At 39.8% G+C, this 22,336-nt stretch carries 12 protein-coding genes; 8 read left to right on the top strand and 4 right to left on the bottom strand.

Translation table 11 applies throughout. The features are described 5' to 3' along the window. Positions 1-111: 111 nt before the first annotated feature. The 4 genes from M2408_RS21495 to M2408_RS21480 form a co-directional block, all read right to left on the bottom strand. A complete protein-coding gene (locus tag M2408_RS21495; RefSeq protein WP_259186524.1) occupies positions 112-639 on the bottom strand; it encodes a hypothetical protein in 528 nt (175 codons plus the stop codon). 259 nt (positions 640-898) lie between these two features. After that, positions 899-2,218: a PAS domain-containing sensor histidine kinase gene (locus M2408_RS21490; protein ID WP_259186523.1), complete on the bottom strand. Its 1,320-nt coding sequence runs from the start codon at positions 2,216-2,218 to the stop codon at positions 899-901. A gap of 3 nt (positions 2,219-2,221) precedes the next feature. After that, entirely contained in the window at positions 2,222-3,583 is a 1,362-nt protein-coding gene (locus M2408_RS21485) for a sigma-54 dependent transcriptional regulator (protein WP_259186522.1), read from the bottom strand. A gap of 31 nt (positions 3,584-3,614) precedes the next feature. Next, complete coding sequence (locus M2408_RS21480; RefSeq protein ID WP_259186521.1) at positions 3,615-4,997, bottom strand: TolC family protein; 1,383 nt, start codon at positions 4,995-4,997, stop codon at positions 3,615-3,617. 324 nt (positions 4,998-5,321) lie between these two features. Here M2408_RS21480 and M2408_RS21475 point away from each other — a divergent pair, with 324 nt between their 5' ends. The 8 genes from M2408_RS21475 to M2408_RS21440 all read left to right on the top strand — a co-directional run bounded on the left by M2408_RS21475 (position 5,322) and on the right by M2408_RS21440 (position 22,310). Further along, positions 5,322-6,575 carry an efflux RND transporter periplasmic adaptor subunit gene (locus tag M2408_RS21475; RefSeq protein WP_259186520.1) on the top strand — a complete coding sequence of 418 codons (1,254 nt, stop codon included), beginning with the start codon at positions 5,322-5,324 and terminating at the stop codon, positions 6,573-6,575. 88 nt (positions 6,576-6,663) lie between these two features. Next, complete coding sequence (locus M2408_RS21470) at positions 6,664-9,030, top strand: ABC transporter permease (protein WP_259186519.1); 2,367 nt, start codon at positions 6,664-6,666, stop codon at positions 9,028-9,030. 101 nt (positions 9,031-9,131) lie between these two features. Then, the gene (locus M2408_RS21465; RefSeq protein WP_259186518.1) at positions 9,132-9,824 is read left to right on the top strand and encodes an ABC transporter ATP-binding protein; all 693 of its coding nucleotides are present in this window, start codon (positions 9,132-9,134) and stop codon (positions 9,822-9,824) included. Positions 9,825-9,918: 94 nt separating this feature from the next. Further along, the gene (locus M2408_RS21460; RefSeq protein ID WP_259186517.1) at positions 9,919-12,336 is read left to right on the top strand and encodes an ABC transporter permease; all 2,418 of its coding nucleotides are present in this window, start codon (positions 9,919-9,921) and stop codon (positions 12,334-12,336) included. A gap of 43 nt (positions 12,337-12,379) precedes the next feature. After that, complete coding sequence (locus M2408_RS21455; RefSeq protein WP_259186516.1) at positions 12,380-14,785, top strand: ABC transporter permease; 2,406 nt, start codon at positions 12,380-12,382, stop codon at positions 14,783-14,785. 200 nt (positions 14,786-14,985) lie between these two features. Then, positions 14,986-17,403 (top strand): ABC transporter permease, encoded by a 2,418-nt coding sequence (locus M2408_RS21450; protein WP_259186515.1) that lies wholly within the window; start codon positions 14,986-14,988, stop codon positions 17,401-17,403. 57 nt (positions 17,404-17,460) lie between these two features. Further along, positions 17,461-19,863, top strand: coding sequence for an ABC transporter permease (locus M2408_RS21445; protein ID WP_259186514.1), 2,403 nt, complete (start codon positions 17,461-17,463; stop codon positions 19,861-19,863). A 38-nt stretch (positions 19,864-19,901) separates the two neighbouring features. Next, the gene (locus M2408_RS21440) at positions 19,902-22,310 is read left to right on the top strand and encodes an ABC transporter permease (protein ID WP_259186513.1); all 2,409 of its coding nucleotides are present in this window, start codon (positions 19,902-19,904) and stop codon (positions 22,308-22,310) included. Positions 22,311-22,336 lie beyond the last annotated feature (26 nt).

Below are 22,336 nucleotides of genomic sequence, written 5' to 3'. Positions count from 1 at the left end.
AACGCATGAAGGTTTTTACTGGTCTATAAACCGAACGTAGCGAGTTCTTTGATGGCTTTCAATATCCTAATTAAACATTAAATAAAGACTTTATGAAGGACAGCGAAAATGCTAAAACCTGATCAGAAAATTTTCTTTACGTTGTCCGGCTCTAAAAAAGACCAAGCCAATTCGATACAAATCTATGGTGACAACTACGCGACCGTCATCCTTTAGCTTGTCCCAATAGTCATCACGTTCTGTTGACAAATGCGGTTCGTTCACAATCAGCATATCCCTTTCATTGATAGCATTTAGCAAATTCAGGTCAAGATTTATCTGATCTACATAATAGATCTTCCGAAAAGAATAACTTCCGACCCTATCTTTAAATAGTGTCTCATAATTTGCTAGGGGCTTTTCCGTCAAAAATACAAATTGGTCATAAGCAAAAACCTTTAGTAGACGATCGACCAGCAGATATTTTTTTTCCTCTGCCTTTCCCCCTGCCCTGATGTCTTGGGGCAAGTTTAAGATCGTATCAGGATCATCTTTCTGATAAATTACTTCATCGACCAATTTATAAACAAAGGGAGAATGTGTCCCATGCCGGCTATGGGAGATGAAATAATGGCGCCAATACTTCAGATGGTAATTCATTTTGCTGCAAACATCGAAAAATTTACCCTGATATACAATTAAATTCTCACTCTGTAGTGGTATTTCATCAACTACAATCCTATAAAATCATTTCACTCAGAATCCAGAATAGTTGACCTTAGTTTTACACACCACAATACCGCTTTTACTAATTATTTCACATGGAACATTCAAGCACAAAGACATGAACAAGTCATTTTAACCCTATTCGGGATACTGAGAAAGGCTGTGAAAAATATAGTGTAGCTGAGATGATACGCTAAAATTGGAGTATAAAAGCGCTCCCTTCCCCCTCAATACTATTGAGAAAGATCGTACCCTTATGCAGCAACATAATTTGCTTGCTCAGGGTCAGACCAACCCCCGTTCCCGTTTTTTTTGTTGTAAAAAAAGGTGTAAATATCTGTTCCTGGAGATCAGCGGGAATCCCCGAACCATTATCTTCGATACGAATCTGCACACTTCCGTCAATTTCCAGTGCAGACAAACTGATATAAGCTTCCTCCCTGGTCTTTACTGCATCAATCGCATTTAGCATCAAATTGATAATAACTTGCTCAATCAAGTTGACATCAGCATACAGTATCAACCGGGTATTCTTTAAGATGATATCAACATCAATATTTTTCTGAATTAGCGTCGGCTCGAGCAACTGATAGATATGTTCAAATAATTGGGAAACCTGAATCGGAGCCACCTGTGGCTGATCCACTTTGTTGATCATGCGGTAGCTTTTTGCAAAATGTAAAAGCCCCTCGCTTCGACGTTTGATGGTAGATATACCAGTTTTTAAATCATCAATGTCCTCATGTCCCCTGAAATGATCCAAACGGCCGTTGAGTGTTTCAGCCAACGAACTGATCGGCGCGATAGAATTCATGATCTCATGTGTAAGTACACGCAATAATTTATGCCAGGCCTTTGTCTCAGTCTCGTCAATAGCTTCGTTGATATTTTGATAAACGACAATGCGAAATATGGCATCTTGTGTTTCAAAACTAGAACTCTGAATTAACAATTTTATCTTTCCTTTACTTGACTGAATAGACTCCATTTGTTGCCGCCCATTATCGAGTAACATGGTCTTTTCATAAAGGTCAGGATTTTTCTTTTTTAAGCCGGCAATATTCCCCAGGTGTGGTAGATGAAAAAGCTGCTTGAAGGCATCGTTTACCCACATTACTTTCCCCGTATCCATTTCATAAAAGATAATAGCCGAGTTAAGCATATTGATGACACGATCAAGATACTGATGCTGTATCTCCTGTTTAATGTTAATTTCCTTATACGTTTCGTTAATTTGATTAAAAGCGAGAAAAAGCTGTCCCTCAACCGATTTTGGGTTTTTTACCAAAAAACGTCGTGTGAAATCGCGATATTTAACTGCCTCAGCAAATTCCACAAGCTGTCTCTCCAAAAAATTATACTGGGCATATAGATTAAAGCCAAGATAGAGCATAATACAAAAGATCAAAGATGCTTGTACATACTCACGCTTCATTAAGAGGTAGCCACCCACAACCGCAGCTACCAACAGCAAAATAATCTTAATTACATTTAAAATCTTTCCATGTCTCATAGACTAGATATCGTATTTCTCCAAACGCCTATAGAGTGCCGCACGGGTAAGCCCCAGTTCCTTTGCTGCCTTACTTATATTTCCATTATAACGTTCGATGGCCGACTTAATGGCTTTTCGCTCCAACTCTTCCAGATTTTGACTGCTAGGAACGGATTCAACAACGACCTGTTCTGCTTGCTGCTCAATAGGAGAGAAAAACAGATCATTTCCAGCAATACTTACTTGATCGGCCATGATAACAGCCCGTTCGATACTGTATTGCAACTCACGCACATTTCCGGGAAAGTGGTAAGCAAAGAGCTTTTTAATGGCATCCGGTTCAAATCCTTCTATCCGTTTATTGTACTTCTTCGCATAGATATCCAGAAAATGTGCCGCCAATAGTCTAATATCTTCTCCCCTATCCCGTAAAGGAGGAACCTGAATTTCCACGGTATTGATCCGATAAATCAGATCCTTCCGAAAACGGCTTTCGTCAGCCAAGTGTTTAAGGGATACATTTGTTGCGGAGATTAGGCGTATATCCACAGGTATCGGTTGGTAAGAGCCCAGCGGTGTAACTTGTCGATTTTGCAGTACAGTCAATAGTTTGGCCTGTTGTTGTAAGGAGATATTTCCGATTTCGTCCAGAAACAACGTTCCACCATTTGCCGCTTCAAAACGTCCCTGACGGTCTTCCCGCGCATCTGTGAATGCCCCTTTTTTATAGCCGAAAAGTTCACTTTCAAACAAAGTCTCCGTCAATGCACCTACGTCTACTTTCACGTAGACCTGATCCGATCGCAACGAGCGCCGTTGAATAGCCTGTGCAATCAAATCCTTACCGGTACCATTTTCACCCAAGATCAAGATATTGGCATCCGTTGGTGCTATTTTCTCAAGCTTATATTGCAGTTCGTCCATGACCACCGAGTTACCGATCAGATCCGGGCTATTACTGGAGCGTAACAGCGAACTCTTATTTTTCTTCTCTTTATTTTTTGATTCAGCAAGTGTGCTTTCAATTGTTGCCAACAGATGCTCGTTTTCCCAAGGCTTGACCACGAAATCAGCGGCACCCTGTTTCAGCGATTTTACAGCCAGATCCACCGCACCATAGGCAGTGATCATAATCACATGAACTTGCGGAAATTTTTCCTTAATCCGCGACAACCAATATAAACCCTCATTTCCAGTATTGATTGTGCTTTTGAAATTCATATCCAGAAGCACAAGGTCATAAGGCATTTTCTCCAAATGCCCAATCAGATTCTCTGGATTAGATTCGACTTGAACATGGCTGACTTTAGGTTTTAGCAAGATCCTTGCTGCTGTAAGTAAATCTTGGTCATCGTCAACTACTAAAATAGATGCTTTTTTCATATTCCCTGGCTTCATTCAGACACTAAGATAACTATAAATTTAACGAGCCTGCGTAATAATCATTGATATATTTTTGTAGCAACCACTCATACTGCTTGACAACCAATTGAATCTGGCTATTATCATATTTTGTCTTTGCAGTTAAAAATATGACTGAATTACTATTTCCCAGTTCAAAGACAACCTTAGCGATACGAAATGATTCCGCATAATTTGTATTTTGCTCATGCAATTGCGTGATCGTATTGCTAGCATTTTTCAGGTTAAAAACCGCATTTGCAGTCTCAGCCCTTAAATTATTCAGCGCAATCTCGCGTTGAAATTTACTTGATTCCAAATCCAATTTAGCCAGTTTAACATCATTCCTAACCTTAAATCTATTAAAAACAGGGATTGAAAGATTTAATGATACAGCCTTTCCAAGATTATTTTTCATCTGATACCAATAACCTCCCGTCGTTACATTTTTGGAATAATTAGAGCTCAACCCACCATTTAAAGATAAAGAAGGCCAATAGGATGATTGTGCTATTTTGATATTCTTTTCGGCCGCCTTAATCCTCCATTCCAGTGCCGGAATATCTGGAAGGCTCTCCGTCGCCAATTTATAAAGTGCTGTAGCGTCCAATTTTTGCGCATCAGTCTTTAATTCCAATGCTTGTAAATCGCCCAATTGTGCCTCGTCTACATTTAAAAACCCGGCCAACTTCACACGGTTCGTATAAAGTCGCTGTTTATTGCTTTCGATCATATTGATATCGTTAGCAAGTTGCCCTTTCAGATCAAAATAATCACCAGGATTAATTGCTCCTTCTTTTTGCATCGATTCTGCACGACGCACCTGCTCACGTGTGACCTCTGTCTGCATCTCCGATTGCTTCAACACATCTTGTGCTGTTAACACTTGAATATAAGCCGTAATAACATCCAGTTTCAACGCGTTGACCTGCGAATCAAATTCAAGCTTTCCAGCCGTCTTCGCATCTGCCCGCATCCGAATATCATTCAATATGCGAAATCCATTAAAAACGGGTACACTAGCATCCAACCCAAAATTTCCAGATGAGTTATTTCTAGTAATATACTGATTTGTCGCGTTATCCACCGAACGTCCTGAAGTAAGGCTATGGCCTAAACGTCCGTTTAAATCAGGCAATCGATTCGATTTGGCTTGCGAAAGATTCACCTCCGCACGTCTAACAGCTAATTCATTTTGTAATAAGGTAGGATTGGCTTTTATCGCCAATTGGATACATTCGGCTAAGCTGCGTTTTGCATCCTGCTTATCTCCGTTAGTGGCAGTTTCTACTTTTACAACATCCTTCTCCCCTGTTCCTTGCTCAATCTGCTGTGCGTCAACTTTCATGTAAGTCAGCAAAAAACACAATGTACTATATATATAGATTCTCTTCATATCCACTTTTTGTTTTCCAAGCAGACCATCCCCATGCCAAACAATAAAATTTCTGATTATCAACAAGATGCACAAAACCACGAAAGATCAATGTCCAAGTTCGTACAATCAACTGTCCGATATTGAACACCCGTAGAATCTTATTAAAATACAATAAAAATAAACAGCGAAAAACACAGATAAGACCAGGGTTGTACGCCATCGTACATGAAGTGTCCGCTATCGAACACCGAACAGTGGCACACACAAAATAAACAACTAAAAATCAATACGTTAAATTATTGGCACAGCTTTCATAGTTACATAGCAAATTGATATTAAATTATGGACAGACCTTTAGAAAAGAAGAAGTGGAATAGCAAACGCATTATGACCATTGTAGGGATTGCTGGCATCGTTGGATTAATCGGCGCGAGCTTTTACTTTACCTCGGGCAAAAGCAAGCTAAATGTAGAAGCGGATCGTATCTCTATTGTCGAAATAAAAAATGGTAACTTTCAGGAATTCATTCCAATCAATGGTACAGTGCTTCCAATCAGCAGCATCTATCTCGATGCTTCTGTAGGTGGTCGTGTGGAGGAAAAATTTGTTGAAGATGGTACTGTCTTAAAAAAAGGTGATCCGATTATGCGTCTATCCAATACTGATCAGGAACTCACATTAGTTCAACAAGAAACACAAGTACTGAACCTTTTGACACAGTCGCAGATCGCGCAGACCAATGCCCAACAAGCATCTATTAACAACCGCAACCAGATGGCAGATGTCGAACAGGCTTTTAGAGAAGCAGAGCGGATCTATCGTCTAAATCAAAAATTGCTTACCGAAAAGGCCATTGGATCACAGGAATTTGAAAAATCAAAAAATGAATATAATTACCAAAAGGAACGGGTCAATCTAACGAAACAGATCCTAAAACAAGACGAAATATCCAACGCTCAGAAAACCAATCAGGACAAACAGACTTACCAACGTACACAAAGTGCATTGGAATTAATGAAAAGGAAAATTGGTGACCTTATTGTACGGTCACCTGTAGATGGTCAGTTAACAGCTTTTGATGCCGAAATCGGACAAAACAAAAATGCGGGCGAACGTTTGGGACAGATTGACGTACTGACTGGATTTAAAGTGCGTGCTGATATTGACGAGCATTATATCAATCGTATTTTCCCAGATCTTCAAGGCGAGTTCTCCATTGGTGACAAAACCTACAAGCTTCGTATTAAAAAGGTATACACACAGGTAACCAATGGCCGGTTCCAGGTCGATATGGAATTTATCAATGAAGTACCTAAAGGAATCCGTCGTGGACAGACTTTACAGATACGTCTCGCCTTAAGTGATGAAACGAAAGCATTATTATTAGCTAAAGGTGGTTTCTATCAGCAAACTGGCGGCAACTGGATCTTCAAACTTGATAAGAATGGAAATACCGCTTACCGCGTCGACATTCAACTGGGTAGACAGAATCCAGAATACTATGAAGTTATCAAAGGATTGCAACCGGGAGACAAAGTAGTCGTATCAAGCTACGAGACCTATGACAAGGTTCAGGAATTAAGTATTAAAAGGTAAGTTTAAATTGACAAAATAAAGCCAGTAGTAATCCACTGGCTTATTTAAGCACAATCCGAATAAGCAACACCAATTACACAATACCACGATGATAAAGAACTTTATAAAAACAGCCTTTCGTAACCTTTGGAAAACCAAAGGCTACAGCTTTCTCAATATTTTTGGGTTAGCGATCGGCATTGCAGCGGCATCGTTGATCTTTTTATGGGTAGAAAATCAGTTAAGTTATAACGATAACTTCCCCAACAAAAAGAATATCTACATCGTCAAGTCAAAACAGACCTATGATGGTGCAACCTTTGTGTTCGAATCAACCCCCGGTCCCCTGGCACAAAATATAGCGAAAGAGATTCCGGGCATTAAACATGCCGTACGCATGACATGGATTAGCCCAATGTTATTCTCTGTTGGTGACAACAATTTATTTCAAAATGGGCTATATGCTGACGCGACCGTTGCGGACGTGCTTTCCCTTGAATTTATGGAGGGAGATCGTAAGACCGCATTTGACAAAGTAGATAACATCATTTTATCAGAATCTGGTGCGAAAAAATTATTTGGTAATCAACCAGCTCTAGGCAAAACAGTGAAGACCAATAACAAAGATCTTTACATCGTTTCAGCCATTACAAAAGACCTCCCTAAAAATAGTACTTATGAATTTCAATGGTTAATTCCCTTCAAAAAATTTGAGTCTACCCAAGACTGGCTAACCAGATGGGACAATAATGGCCTCCAGACGTTGATTCAGGTTGAAGACAATGCAAATGTTGATCGTATCAACAAACAGCTAATGAACTACGTCAAAAACAAAACCAGTGGTGAGGTTACTTTTTCACAAAACTTCCTCTATCCAATGGAAAGATGGATTACGCATAACCGTTTTGATAACAGTGGAAATGAGAAAGAAGGAAGCTTAAAAAATATTCGTCTGTTCAGCATTATTGCTTGGATCGTTTTGCTGATTGCCTGTATCAATTTTATGAATCTCGCTACCGCCAGATCCGAAAAAAGAGCAAAAGAAGTCGGTATGCGCAAAGTTGTTGGCGCAAGTCGTCAATCGTTGATTGGACAATTTCTCGCAGAATCGTTGGTCCTAGCCTCTATTTCCTCTTTAGTCGCTATTTTATTGGTCTATATTTGTATTCGGCCATTTAATACCATGATTGATCAAGACCTTCAGGTCGATTTATTAAAACCGATGCATCTTGCCTTTGTCATCACGATTACTTTAATATGCGGACTATTTGCTGGAAGTTATCCCGCATTCTTTCTGTCTGCTTTTAAACCACTATCGACCATCAAAGGAGCAAAGCAGAAAACTGGGGCTGGAAGTCTTATCCGCAAGGGATTGGTTGTGCTACAGTATACCGCATCAGTTGTACTGATCATTTGTACGATTATCATTTATCAGCAAATACAACACAACAAAAATAAAGATCTGGGTTTTGACAAGAGCCAGGTATTGACCACTGCATTGCAAGGGGACATGGCCAAACATCTTCCCCTGATCAAAAACCAGCTTATCGCAACAGGGCTAGTGGAGCAGGTTGGCGTCAGTGATGTGAGTATTCTCAACATTTACAATAATACCTCTGGTTTCAATTGGGAAGGAAAAGATCCCAACACGAGTATTCTGATCGGAATGTTGCGTGCAGATGAAGGCTTAGTACCAGCATTAGATCTTAAAATGTTTGATGGAAGAAACTTCCACTCCAACTTACTAGGTGACAGCACTTCAGTTCTTATTAATGAAACCCTAGCTAAATTAATCCGCAAAGATGGTCATGTAGTGGGTAGTATCCTTAATTATGGCGAAGAAAATTACACTATTGCCGGAGTCGTCAAAAACTTTGTTTATAACAACGTATATGCCGATCCAGATCCGATGTTATTTATTCCGCTAGTCAGAGAGAGCGGCCTATTGAATATCCGGACAAAAGCAGGGATTGACCTCCCACAAGCTATTCAGCAAATTGAAAAGATTATTGTAAAAAATAATCCCGGATTTCCTTTCGATTACAAATTTTTGGATGAAACCTTCAATAGCAAATTTCAGGCTGAACTTTTTATACAACAGCTATCCAGCGTATTTGCGATTATATCCATTATTATTTCATGCTTAGGCCTATTTGGTTTAGCCGCCTTTGCGACAGAACAACGTGCCAAAGAGATCAGTATACGTAAAGTCCTCGGTGCCTCTGTTTCAGGTCTTATTCAGATGCTCAATCGCGAATTTATTATCCTTATTGGTATCTCCTGTATCATTGCATTCCCGATTGCCTGGATTTTCATGCACAAATGGCTCGCAGATTACGCACATCATGTCACTATTTCTTGGACAGTCTTTGTACTGAGTGGCCTATCTGCAATAATAATAGCCTTATTAACGATTAGCTCACAAGCTTTTAAAGCAGCGATAGCCAATCCGACCAAGACACTCAGAGACGAATAAACAGAAAAATAAACAGTTTAAAAGAATAGAATTAAACAGAATAATAACCGCCTAAAGCGATTGCCGAGGGCCCAAAACATAAAACCATGAGCGCAAAAAATATGATTAAAATAACCAATCTTCAAAAGTATTACCGCACGGAAGAAGTAGAGACTGTCGCATTGAACAATTTGAATATTCACGTAAAAGAAGGTGAATTTGTTGCCGTCATGGGTCCTTCTGGTTGTGGAAAATCAACTTTACTGAATATAATCGGACTATTGGATGATCTGGATGAAGGGAGCTATCTATTCAACGAGATCGAGGTGGCCAAATTTAAGGAACGCGGTCGTTCGGATCTGCGTAAGCACAATATCGGTTTCGTATTCCAGAGTTTTAATCTGATTGATGAACTGACGGTATTTGAAAACGTGGAACTACCTCTTGTCTATACCAATGTTCCTGCAGCCGAACGTAAGAAACGTGTCGAAGAAGTACTGGAGAAGGTACAGATCATGCACCGCCGCAATCACTTTCCGCAACAGCTTTCCGGAGGACAGCAACAACGTGTAGCCGTTGCCCGTGCAGTCGTCAATAATCCCAAATTAATTCTTGCCGATGAGCCTACCGGTAATCTGGACTCAAACAATGGTAACGAAGTGATGCAGCTCTTAACCGAACTGAACGAAGCTGGCACAACCATCGTCATGGTAACCCACAGTGAACATGACGCCAAATTTTCGGATCGTGTCATCCGTATGCTGGATGGTCAGGTCATTATGGAAACGACATCATTAGGATCCCAGCAAAGCTAGCAAACCTTATTAAGAACAAGAAATATTCTTAAAAATCTAAAGCGCTTACCTATAAAGGACCAAGAGCTGTTAAACGAGTTTAAAGTATAAAACGATGAAAGGTTTAAAATTAATTTTGAGACAATGGGGACGTAACCGTCTGTTTACCTTCCTTAATATTATCGGTCTAGCGATCGGGATCAGCGCAAGCTGGATCGTATTTCGAATTGTCAATTACGAATTCAGTTTTAACCAGAATCATCCCGACAAGGAACGGATTTATAAACTTTACTCGGCGTTTAAGGAAGGTGAAAATATCCATCGTTTTGATGGGACACCCTACCCTCTTGGTGCTTATCTCGGTGATAATTTAAAGAAAGATCTGACCGGATTGGAATTGGTTGCACCTATCGCTAACCGATCATTTGAAAGCATTAAAGTAAAGCGTTCCAACAACGAAACATTGGAATTCAATGCGCAGGACAAAATTGTTGCAGCCACTACGGACTATTTTAAACTTGTTCCCTACAAATGGATTGTTGGTAATCCGAATACTGCACTCAAAAACAACAATGAAATTATCCTGACGGCCTCCCGCGCAAAACAATATTTCCCCGATGCAGAATTAAAATCCCTTCTTGGCAAAACAATACAATACGATGATCAGCTTCTCACGGTAACCGGGGTTGTTGCCGACTTAGACTATCCGAGCAGTTTTATCAATAAAGAATTTATCCGTGTCAACCCCAACCCTCAGGAAGCAGACAATTGGGAGAATTCAAGTTCAAATTTCCATGTTTATGTTAAATTAACTAAAAATGGAACGCCTTCGCAAGTAATTGCACTAGCAACCAAGAAGTTTCAGGAGATGATTGGCGAGAAATTTAAACAGCATAATATAACTCCTGGTTACGAATTAGCGCCACTAACGGACTTGCATTTCAATAAATTCGTCTTGAACGGAAGTGACAAGCAGGTGTTGTTCGGACTCATAGGTATAGCCGTATTTCTCCTTATACTGGCAAGTATCAATTATATCAACCTAACTACTGCCCGTGTTCCTGCCCGATCCCGAGAAATTGGTATTCGGAAAACATTGGGAGAACAACCCAGACGCCTGACACTGTCTTTTATCAAAGAAACCTTTTTTACCTGTCTATTTGGGCTGTTATTCTCTTGGCCATTGGTCAAGATATTTGAACTTACCTTTAGTTCATATCTTCCGGAAAATATAAACACCTATTCAGATAGTCTACCCGTCTTTATCTTTCTATTGGGACTTATTATCCTATTGACGTTAATTTCCAGCCTATATCCAGCTTATCTCATCAATAAAATACATGTCGTAGAGGCCATCAAAATCCATGCAACAGACAAAATTTCGTTTGGTGGTATTTCGCTCAGAAAAATTCTCATTGTCTTTCAATTTGTAATCGCCCAGGCTTTTGTCGTCCTGACAGTGATCATGGGTTTACAGCTACAACATGCTTTAAACAGCGATGTTGGTTTTCAGGATGATGCTGTTATTACACTCAAACTGCCTTATAAAAAAGCAGAAGATTCAGGTAAAAGTCCATTTCTGTTGAAAGAACTTCTCCAAAAATATACTGAAATAGAGCAGGTTTCACTAGGTCACCTCCCAATGAATAACGAGCAATGGGGAAATAATATCATGATGCAGAGTGATACCGGTCAGATCTTGGTCAATATGCCTTTTAAATATATCGAAGAAAATTACCTGGATGTATTTAGAATGAAACTACTGGCCGGCCGGGCACTCAAGCTTTCGGATACAACTTCAGGAATACTGGTCAATCAAAAGGCCATTAGTAAGTTTGGATTTAAATCACCTACTGAAGCCGTTGGAAAAACCGTATCTGTAAACGATCATCCAACGACAATTGTTGGCGTACTGGCGGATTTCCACAACTTTAATCTCCACGCTCCATTAGAGCCCATTGCGATGCAAATATCAACCAACAAGGGCACGCTGCAGAATATTAATATCAAATTAAATGGAGATCCTAAAAAATGGCAACAGGCGATTGCATCCATAAAGACTGAATGGGAAAACGTATATCCAAATGCACCATTTACCTACCAATTTTATGATGAGCGAATCAAGGAACTCTATGAGAAAGACTATCGCTTTTATAAAATAATCAATTTATCAACGTCAATTACCATTTTATTAAGCTGCTTGGGATTGATCGGTTTAGTGACATTAACTACACATCAACGGACAAAAGAGATCGGTATCCGAAAAATTTTGGGAAGCACGGTCAGTGGAATTGTGCTACTGCTATCAAAAGATTACATCAAACTAATTGTTATCTCGATCCTAATTGCTACACCGATTGCCTGGTTGGCGATTGATAAATGGCTAACCGACTTTGCTTTTAAAATAGAGCTCAGCTGGTGGATGTTTACTATTCCAGCGATAGTAACTATTGGAGTAGCATTTTTAGCCATGAGCTATCAATCCGTCAGTGCCGCCCGTGCAAATCCAGTAGACAGTTTAAGAGATGAATAATGAGGCCTTTTATAAAAAATAAACCCAATAAAACTGAATTGTGATGAGTAACATGAAATTGATTTTTAGACAACTCTGGCGACATCGTCTTTTTACTTTTCTAAATGTATTGGGACTTGCTATTGGCATAAGTGCATGTTGGTTTATCTTTCGTATCGTCAATTATGAATTTAGTTTTGACCGACAACATCCAGACAAAGAGCAGATATACAAAGTATTCTCGCATACACAAAGCGAAAAAGAAAGCGGAGATTTTGATGCAGTACCATTTCCCCTTCCTTATTACCTAAAAGAGAACTCGCAAGATGTCGAATTGGTTGTACCTTATTATAATCGTTATTTTGAAGTCGTAACACCAGCTTCGAAAAGTGAAACGCCCACAGAATTTGCCGGACAGGAAAAGATTTTTGCAACGACTGCCGACTATTTTAAAATGGTATCCTATAAATGGCTTGCCGGAAGTCCGCATCAACTTTTCAAGCTCCAGAATGAAGTCGTTCTTACGGAATCGCGTGCGAAAGCCTATTTCCCAAAACTGCAAAGTCAGGATATTATAGGCAAGACCATTTCTTATGATACGACACAGTTTACCGTATCTGGCATTGTAGAAGACCTAAGTTATCCAAGTACTTTTATTGGTAAGGAATTTATCAAAGTACCTGATCAGGATGCGAACCTAAACAATTGGATGATGCTGATGAACTATTATCAGTTATTCGTCAAAGTCAAATCTGCCGATCATCTTAAAAATCTCGCGAATACCATCGATCAAAAATTAGTGCAGATGAATGGCGAAGAATATAAAAAAGAGAACTATAAGCAAACCGCTCGTTTTTCACCATTATCTGAGCTGCATTTTAACCCTATTATACAAAATCATAGCAACATCAAGGTGCTCTATGGACTTATCGGAATAGCTGCTTTTCTACTTCTATTAGCTGCGATCAATTATATCAATCTAAGTACCGCGATGGTACCTATGCGCGCACGATCCATTGGTATACGGAAAACACTGGGGGAACGGGAAGTCTATTTGACCCGAAGCTTTCTAACAGAGACTTTCTTGGTCTCACTATTCGCCCTCTTGCTTTCCTGGCCTTTTACAAAAATGATGGAAATACTGTTCAGCGATTTTATTCCTTCGGATATCAACAACTACAACGATCAGTTCAATTTGCTGTTATTCATCATTGGGTTACTTGTCTTAATCACATGCTTCGCTGGAATATATCCATCGATATTGATCAACAAAGTAAAATTGATCGAAGTCATGAAAATAAAGAGTTTATCCAATAACTCAACCAAAGGAGTATACCTCCGCAAAGGACTGATTATCTTTCAATTTATTATTGCTCAGGTCTTTCTTATTGGCACTTTCGTGATCACCATTCAGATCAAACATATGCTCAAGAGCGATCTGGGATTTACTAAAGATGCTATTGTGACCGTATCAATTCCCAATCGGGCTGCTGATAAAGCAACAACAGATCCATTTGTATTTAAGCAGGCCTTATCCAAATATCCCGAAATCACCCGTGTCTCCTTGGGACATTTTCCTATGGATGATAGTTATTGGGGAAATAGAATCCGTAGATATGGTGAAGAGGAAATCAAAAATAGAATCATGCAATACAAGTATGTTGATCAGGATTACATTGATCTCTATGATATAAAACTTCTTGCTGGCCGCAAATTGATGATGTCTGATACGAGTTCGGGGATCATAATCAACGAAAAGGCAATGACCGAACTGGGATATAAGAATGTTGATGAAACAATCGGACAATCTGTTATCTCCAGAGACAAAAATGTAAAAATTGTAGGTATTATAGCCAATTTCCACAGCAAAGATCTTCACCAACAGTTTAATCCTATTGTGATGGAAGTTTCAACCAATAGAGGCCCACTCGGACACATCAACATCCGCCTGGATCATGATCCAAAAAAATGGTCGACTGCCTTGGCAAACCTCGAAAAAGAATGGAAAAGCATTTATCCACACGCCAAATTCAGCTATCGCTTTTATGACCAGGAGATCAAATCTCTTTACGAAACGGATATGCGCTTGTCCAAGATTATCAATCTGGCAACTACAATCACCTTATTGCTGAGCTGCCTGGGCCTCGTCGGTTTAGTCACGATAACAACTGTACAACGCACTAAAGAAATTGGAATCCGCAAAGTATTGGGAAGTACAGTTACGGGCATCATTGGTCTACTGTCTAAAGATTACATCAAACTGATCATCATTTCAATTTTGGTATCAACACCAATTGGCTGGTGGGCCATACACGAATGGTTGCAGGACATCACATTTAAAATTGAGATACAATGGTGGTTATTTTTTATACCTGCAGTACTCACGATAGGAATAGCATTTTTGACATTAAGTTTTCAATCATTGCGGGCCGCACGTGCAAATCCAGTCAACAGTTTAAGAGATGAATAAAAGAAGCTCAATAGTGATCAGAGAAAGTAATGGGTCTCAAAAATGAGCCCATTGCGCTCTCTACATACATCATCTCAATTAGAAGTAAGAGCAATATTTATCACGATAAATGTTTAAAAGACGAATAAATGAAATACTAAAGTTAGCGTTGCTAGGAAAAGGCACCTTACTGAACTAGATAATTTTAAAGAACAGCAACCATGATACAAAATTATATTAAAATAGCCTGGCGCAATATTCTAAAGAATAGAGGTTATGCCACCATAAATATTGTAGGTCTCGCCATTGGCTTGGCTTGCTGTTTATTAATTGTTATTTATGTACAGAATGAACTTTCCTACGATAAATATCATGTCAACAAAGACCGCATTTTTCGCGTCGTACATGATTATAAAGAAGTCGGCAGTACAGAACAGCATCAGATCTGGGGAAATGCCCCAATTGGTGAAGCCCTGAAAGCCGACTTCCCGGAGATAGAGAAGATCGTTCAATTCTCCGGGCAAACGTCCATCCTACTCAAGCAAGGAGAAAATAGATTCCAGGAAGAAAATGTATTTTTCATGGATTCTACAGCATTCGATGTATTCAGTTGGAAAATTTTGGCTGGAAATCCACATACAGCATTAAAAAACGCATATTCTGTTGTATTAACAGAAAGCACAGCTAAAAAGTATTTCGGTCATCAGAATCCCATTGGCAAAACCATTGAAGGGGGATTAGCAGCAGGTCGCGCTGATGCCGGTCTGTATACGGTAACGGCTGTGATGGCAGACGTACCGGCCAACTCACATTTTACCTTCGATGCGCTGTTATCTATGAGCACCTTCCGGAAAGCAAGACCTGGTGTCTTCGAAAAAGAAGGCTGGGATTATGTAGACTTTTACACCTATTTTTTGACATCGAAAGAATTTGATCCTACAAAATTCAATCAAAAGATACCTGACTTTCTCAAACGGCACATCCCGGTACACGAAAACGCCAGTTCAAAATACAGTTTCCATCTCGAGCCCATGCTTCAGGCATATATGCATTCCACTGCGGATCGCCAACCGGGAACAACGGGTAGCTTTCAAAATTTGTACATTTTCGCAATTATCGGCGGATTTATCCTGCTGATTGCCTGTGTCAATTTTATGAATCTTGCTACGTCCAGATCCATGGAGCGTGCAAAGGAAGTCGGTGTCCGAAAAGCTATTGGCGCCAATAAAAGCAATCTGATTCTACAGTTTATGTCTGAGTCGCTGGTACTCGTATTTATCGGCGGTATATTAGCTATCGCTTTGGTCATTGCCTTTCTCCCTTTTATGGAAGTTTTTTCCGGTAAACAGTTTGGTTATTCAACCCTCCTTAACAGCACGACATGGACGATTTTCTTTTTGGTAACACTTATAACCGGGATATTAGCCGCCAGCTACCCCGCATTGATCCTGGCAAATTTTAAACCGATTAAAGTTCTGAAGGGAACGTTTAGCAGCAGTAAAGGTGGGACATTGTTACGTCGGGCTCTCGTCGTTTTCCAATTCTGTCTTTCCATTGCACTCATCGCAGGTACTGTGATTGTATTCTCACAATTGAATCAACTGCAGCAGCAAGACCTTGGATTTCAAAAAGCACAACGTCTAATTATCGACTATAATTTCGATGAAAAAGTCAACAATAACTTAGAGGCAATCAAAAATACACTCGCAAAAGATAAAGATGTACAGTCGGTAACGGCTTCACGCACCGTTCCGGGAGCATTTTTTCCAAATGCCGGAACAGAGATTATGTCTACCGATGGCAAAATGACAGATTTCGCTCCTTCACTATATGAGGTAGATATAGACTTTATCCCCAATATGGGCATCAAGATGGCAGCAGGAAGAGCTTACTCACGCGATTTCCCAGCAGATAGCACCCATTCACTTGTGATTAATGAATCTGCAGCCAAGTTATGGGGCTATTCAAACCCACAGGATATCATCGGAAAGCAATTTAGACAGTGGGGCAAAGAAGGTACGGTCATCGGAGTTGTAAAAGATTTCAATTACCTGTCCCTGCATCGCAAAATTGAGCCATTAGCGCTACGACTTGAGCCAAGTAGCAGCCGTTATCTGGCCGTGAATCTACAAAATGTCAATCAACAAACAATCGCACGAATTGGCAAATTATGGACTGAACTCGCCCCTCACCGTCCCTTTCTATATAGTTTCTTAGACGATAATTTTAACCGTCAATACGAAGCCGATTTTAATTTCAGAAGACTCTTTACAGCCTTTTCAAGTCTCGCACTTTTTATTGCTTGCCTAGGTTTACTGGGATTGGTGACCTATACGGCGCAACAGCGTACCAAAGAAATCGGGGTTCGCAAAGTGCTTGGTGCATCCATATACAATTTAGTGCTCCTGCTTTCTTCCGATTTTATCAGATTATTAGTCATTGCGCTTTGTATCGCTACACCATTATCATGGATAGCAATGAACAAGTGGCTGGATAATTTCGCCTACCATATTGAGCCAAAATGGTGGATGTTTGCTTTTGCCGGATTTTCAGCTGTTCTTATTGCCCTGGTCACTGTTAGCTTCCAAACGTTTAAAGCTGCTAAAGCCAATCCGGTAGATAGTCTGAGAGACGAATAAATAGTATACAATCAAGAATAAACTTAATATATCAGCACGAAACAAATAGATACGATCATGATCAAGAACTACATAAAAACAGCCTGGCGAAGTATTCGGGCCAACCGATTTTTCAGCATCCTTAATATTAGCGGATTAGCGATTGGTATCTGTATATCCCTTCTGCTATTTGCTTTTATCCGTCAGGAACTGAGCTTTGATACTATGTATTCAAAGGCCGATAATATCTATCGTTTGCACATGCAGCTGTCGGCAGAATACAATCGGGAGAAAATGATCAATCTACCAAATGCTGTGGGGCCTGCTCTGAAATCAGATATTGCCCAGGTCGACAATATGGTGCGACTTGTAAAAGATGGCTTTGGAGCAACAGCTTCCATCCGCACCGGAGAGGAAAATTTCAATGAGAAACAATTATACCTAGCCGATTCAACGCTGTTTTCCATATTTGATTTCCAGTTTATTGAAGGCAATGTTCATGCAGCGTTTCTAAATAAAAAAAGTATTGTCCTTTCTCAATCAACAAAAGAGAAATTGTTTGGTAAGAGTGAAGCACTCGGAAAACTCATTTCCATTAACCAAAGAGATACCGTACAGGTTACCGGTGTATTCAAGGATCTTCCCATAAATAGTACACTGGACTGTAATATGGTCATGAATATTATGGATTCCTGGATGGGACAAAATGTCTATTGGAGTAATGCCAGCTATGAAACATATATATTACTAAAAAAAGGATCAGATCCAGCTGCCGTTGCACAAGAAGCAACGAAGCTGATTGACAAATATATCGAAAAAGACAACCGATATTTTACCCAATTTTTCCTACAACCACTATTAAAGGTCCATCTATACTCCTCAACTCTTGGAGAGGGAGTCACCAAACGTATTGGGAATATTGACACTATTCGGACACTATCTGTCCTTGCTTTTCTTGTCATCGTGATTGCCTGTATCAATTATATGAACCTGGCCACGGCAAAGTCACAAAAGAATGCTAAAGAGGTGGGGGTAAATAAGGTACTTGGAGCTACTCGAGGCCAGCTTATTGTCCGTTTTTTTGTCGAAACCGCAACGATTAGTCTATTTGCAATGACATTAGGTGTAGTTCTGTCCATTATTTTGATCCCGCTATTTAATTCCATCGGCAGTACAAATATAACCATCAGACAACTTCTCAACTGGGATATGCTAGGGATATTGGCGCTATCCTGGTTTATGATTACGTTTATTGCAGGCAGCTACCCAGCCCTATTCTTATCAAAAATCAAATCGATCGCATTGATGAATAAAGGTTATAACAAACAAGGGAAAACAGTTCTGATCAGACAAATATTGGTGATATGCCAATTTACCATTTCGATTATATTAATCATCGGCATTAGTGTGATGCTCACCCAGATGAATTATATCCGAAATAAAGACCTGGGTTATCAACCTGAACATGTGGTCTCTATCCCCATCCGTTCTTTCCGGAGTCAGGAAAAACTCAACACGCTCAATCAACAGGTCCAAAGCTTATCACATACGCTGTCCACCACATTCGCACAGTCCATACCAGGAAGTAATGAAAGCGGAAAAACAACCTATAAACTCAGCACAGATAAACAGGGATTACCAACACTAAGTTGTGTCACTTATGGAAAGACAGTAAATACACTTGGATTAAAACTGCTTGCCGGAACAGATTTACCCGACATTTGGGGACGTCCAGATTCCACCTGTTATATGTTGATCAACGAGAAAGTACTGAAATACTTAGGGTATAAATCCCCACAGGAAGCGATTGGAAAACATATTGTCACTGAGATGAGCCCGACCAACTCGATCATCACTGGTGTCGTCCAGGATTTTAATTATGCAAACCTGAAATCTGAAATCGGGGGTTACAGCTATTACACCATGAATGGTCCCTCGGAATCACCACGCAACTTATTGATCCGTTATAAAACAACAGATGTTCAAGGATATATCGAACAAATAAAGAAGATATATACGGCTGTTGCGCCAGAAGCTGCATTCGATGTCTCCTTTTTAGATCAGCATGTGCAAGACCAATATGAAAATGAAATTCGGTCATCCAATGTCATGAGCATGTTTTCGTTTCTGACTCTTTTTATAGCCTGTCTAGGTCTATTGGGATTAGCAGCCTATACCACCGAAGCTCGAAGCAAAGAAATCGGCATCCGCAAAGTTTTGGGAGCCAGTGTTCCTAGCATTATTCATTTACTATCATCAAATTATATCAGACTGATTCTGCTTGCCTTTCTTATTGCAGGACCGATCGCTTATTATCTCTTCAGCCATTGGCTAAATGATTTTGTATATCATATTGAGATGCCTTGGTGGGCTTATCTGATTGCGATCCTATCAGTCACACTGGTGGCATTTATCACCATAGGATTCCAGACATTTAAAGCCGCACTATTGAATCCGGTAAATAGTCTAAGGAACGAATAAACCTACATATGGTTGAATCAATTTAAAACTAAACGACAATGATTGGAAACTCACTAAAAACTGCTTATCGTTTCTTGAAAAAACACAAGTTGATTACCTGTATCAATGTCATGAGCTTAGCCATAGGCATTACAGCAACGTTAGTCATTTTTTTGATGATCCAATACGACTATAGTTTCGATAAAAATGTTCCAAACCGCGAACGGGTTTATCGTATTGTCAGTAACGGTGATTTTAAAAATGCAGGTGTATACATGCCTTTAGTACGAACTATGGAAGAAGAGCTACCTAACCTCGACGCAGTAGCTCCGATCTATCGAAGTCATGTTCAAAAATTAAAAATCACATCCACGAGCAACAAAGCTCAAGTTTTCCCTAAAGAGCAAGGTATTTTACTGACCAATAGTCAATATTTTGATATTTTACCCCGCAAATGGCTATCCGGAAATCCACTTAGCCTAAATACAGCTGACCATATCGTATTGACAGAAAAAACACTGAAAAAATTCTATGGAGATGAGTTACCCGCCGATGTCATTGGCAAAACAATTGTGTATGCAGACAGTATCCCACTCCAAGTTGTAGGCGTAGTTGAAAATGCACAGCAAAATTCAGATTTTAATTTTGACAGTTTTATCTCCGAAAAAACAATTCCACAGAACAACAGCCTGAAAGAGATGTTTAATTGGGAAGCTTGGAATAGTATCTCCGACTCCCATCAGGTATTAATCAAAACCAAACCGGGTACTGCTCCAAATGGCGTAGAAAGTAACATCGCAAATCTACTCAACAAGTACAGAAACAAAAATGGTAAGACATTTAAGGATAAGCTGATCTTACAGCCCTTATCGGAGGTTCATTTTGACACGACTTTCAATTATGGAGCTACTAAGCCCGAAACACTCCGTAACCTGATTTTACTCGCCATATTTCTGTTAGCATTGGGAGCTGTCAACTTTATCAACTTATCTACCGCACAATCTATCGAACGAGCAAAAGAGGTGGGTATTCGCAAAACATTGGGCAGTTCAAAATCCACGTTAATTAAACAATTTTTAGTAGAGACATTCCTGATCACCCTAACAGCGACACTGTTTGCTGTCCTATTATTACCCTTGTTTTTACGTGTTTTTGAAGGATTTATCCCCCAAAATTTAAGTCTGGAATTGCTAGATAAAAAATTGATCGTGCTGTTCCTGTTTGCCCAACTTATTCTGGTCACGTTATTGGCTGGTTTTTACCCTGCTTGGGTATTGACGGGATATGCTCCGGTATTAGCCCTCAAAAATCAATTGGGAAAAAACACCAATCTTTCCAGAAGTGCATGGATACGTAAAGCACTGACCATTTTTCAATTTGTGATGGCCCAAGCTTTTCTGATCTGTGTGTTGATTGTAATCCGACAAATCAATTATCTATCCCACAAGGACATGGGATTTCAACGGGATGCAATCATCAACATAGATATCCCCGGAGCATTTCAAAACTCGGACAAAGGGCTTATGCTCAAAAATGAATTACTGAAACTTCCTGAGGTGAAAGCCATAAGCTTTGGCAATATTGCGCCAGCAATGAATGGATTTATGACCACGTCAATGGTTTATGATCAATCTTCGGACAAAAAATCCTTAACTTTTGATAACCGATCAGGAGATGAGAACTATTTAGATGTTTATAAAATTCCACTTTTGGCAGGAAGGAATATTCGTTTACTGGACTCAACAAGCGAAATGTTGATCAATAGAAAAGGTTTAGAATTACTAGGTATCCAAGATCCACAGGATGCAATCGGTAAAACATTTGAAAATGGGGAGTCCATTATCGTCGGTGTTATGGAAAATTTTGACATCGCTTCGGCCCGTCAGGCTGTCAAACCTGTTCTATACATCGGAAGCAAGACTGGTTATGTGCTTCATATCGCTTTAGACCAAAAGCATCCGGAAAATTGGAAAACAGCTGTTGATAAGATTACATCTACTTACAAAGCTTCCTTCCCTGACGACGAGATCGACCTCCGCTTTGTGGATGAGATTGTCCAAAAATTCTATGACCAGGAAAAACGGCTTTCCAAATTGTTGTCCTGGGCTGTAGGGCTTTCCGTATTTATTGCGGGATTAGGATTATTTGGGTTAACCATATTTACAGCCAATCAAAGGACAAAAGAGATCGGCATACGTAAAGTTTTGGGTGCTTCCGTGTTACAGATTACCTTTTTATTGCTTAAGAATTTACTTACGCTAGTGGCTATAGCCTGTTTGATCGCGTTCCCGATTGCCTATTACTTTATGCATCATTGGTTAAATGATTTTGCATATCGCACCGCAATAAATCCATGGATTTTTGGCTTATCTGCCCTAGGCTTGATTGCATTCGCAAGCTTCGTGCTATCAACCAAAAGTATTATGGCCGCAAAAGCAAATCCAGTCGATAGTCTAAGAGACGAATAGATCAGCTGATGGCGGCGAGAATGGTA

This window comes from Sphingobacterium sp. BIGb0165 (assembly GCF_024810095.1).
GTDB lineage: Bacteria > Bacteroidota > Bacteroidia > Sphingobacteriales > Sphingobacteriaceae > Sphingobacterium > Sphingobacterium detergens.
The sequence above is the reverse complement of the archived record's forward strand: the minus strand, read 5'-3'. Positions and strand labels throughout refer to the sequence as shown.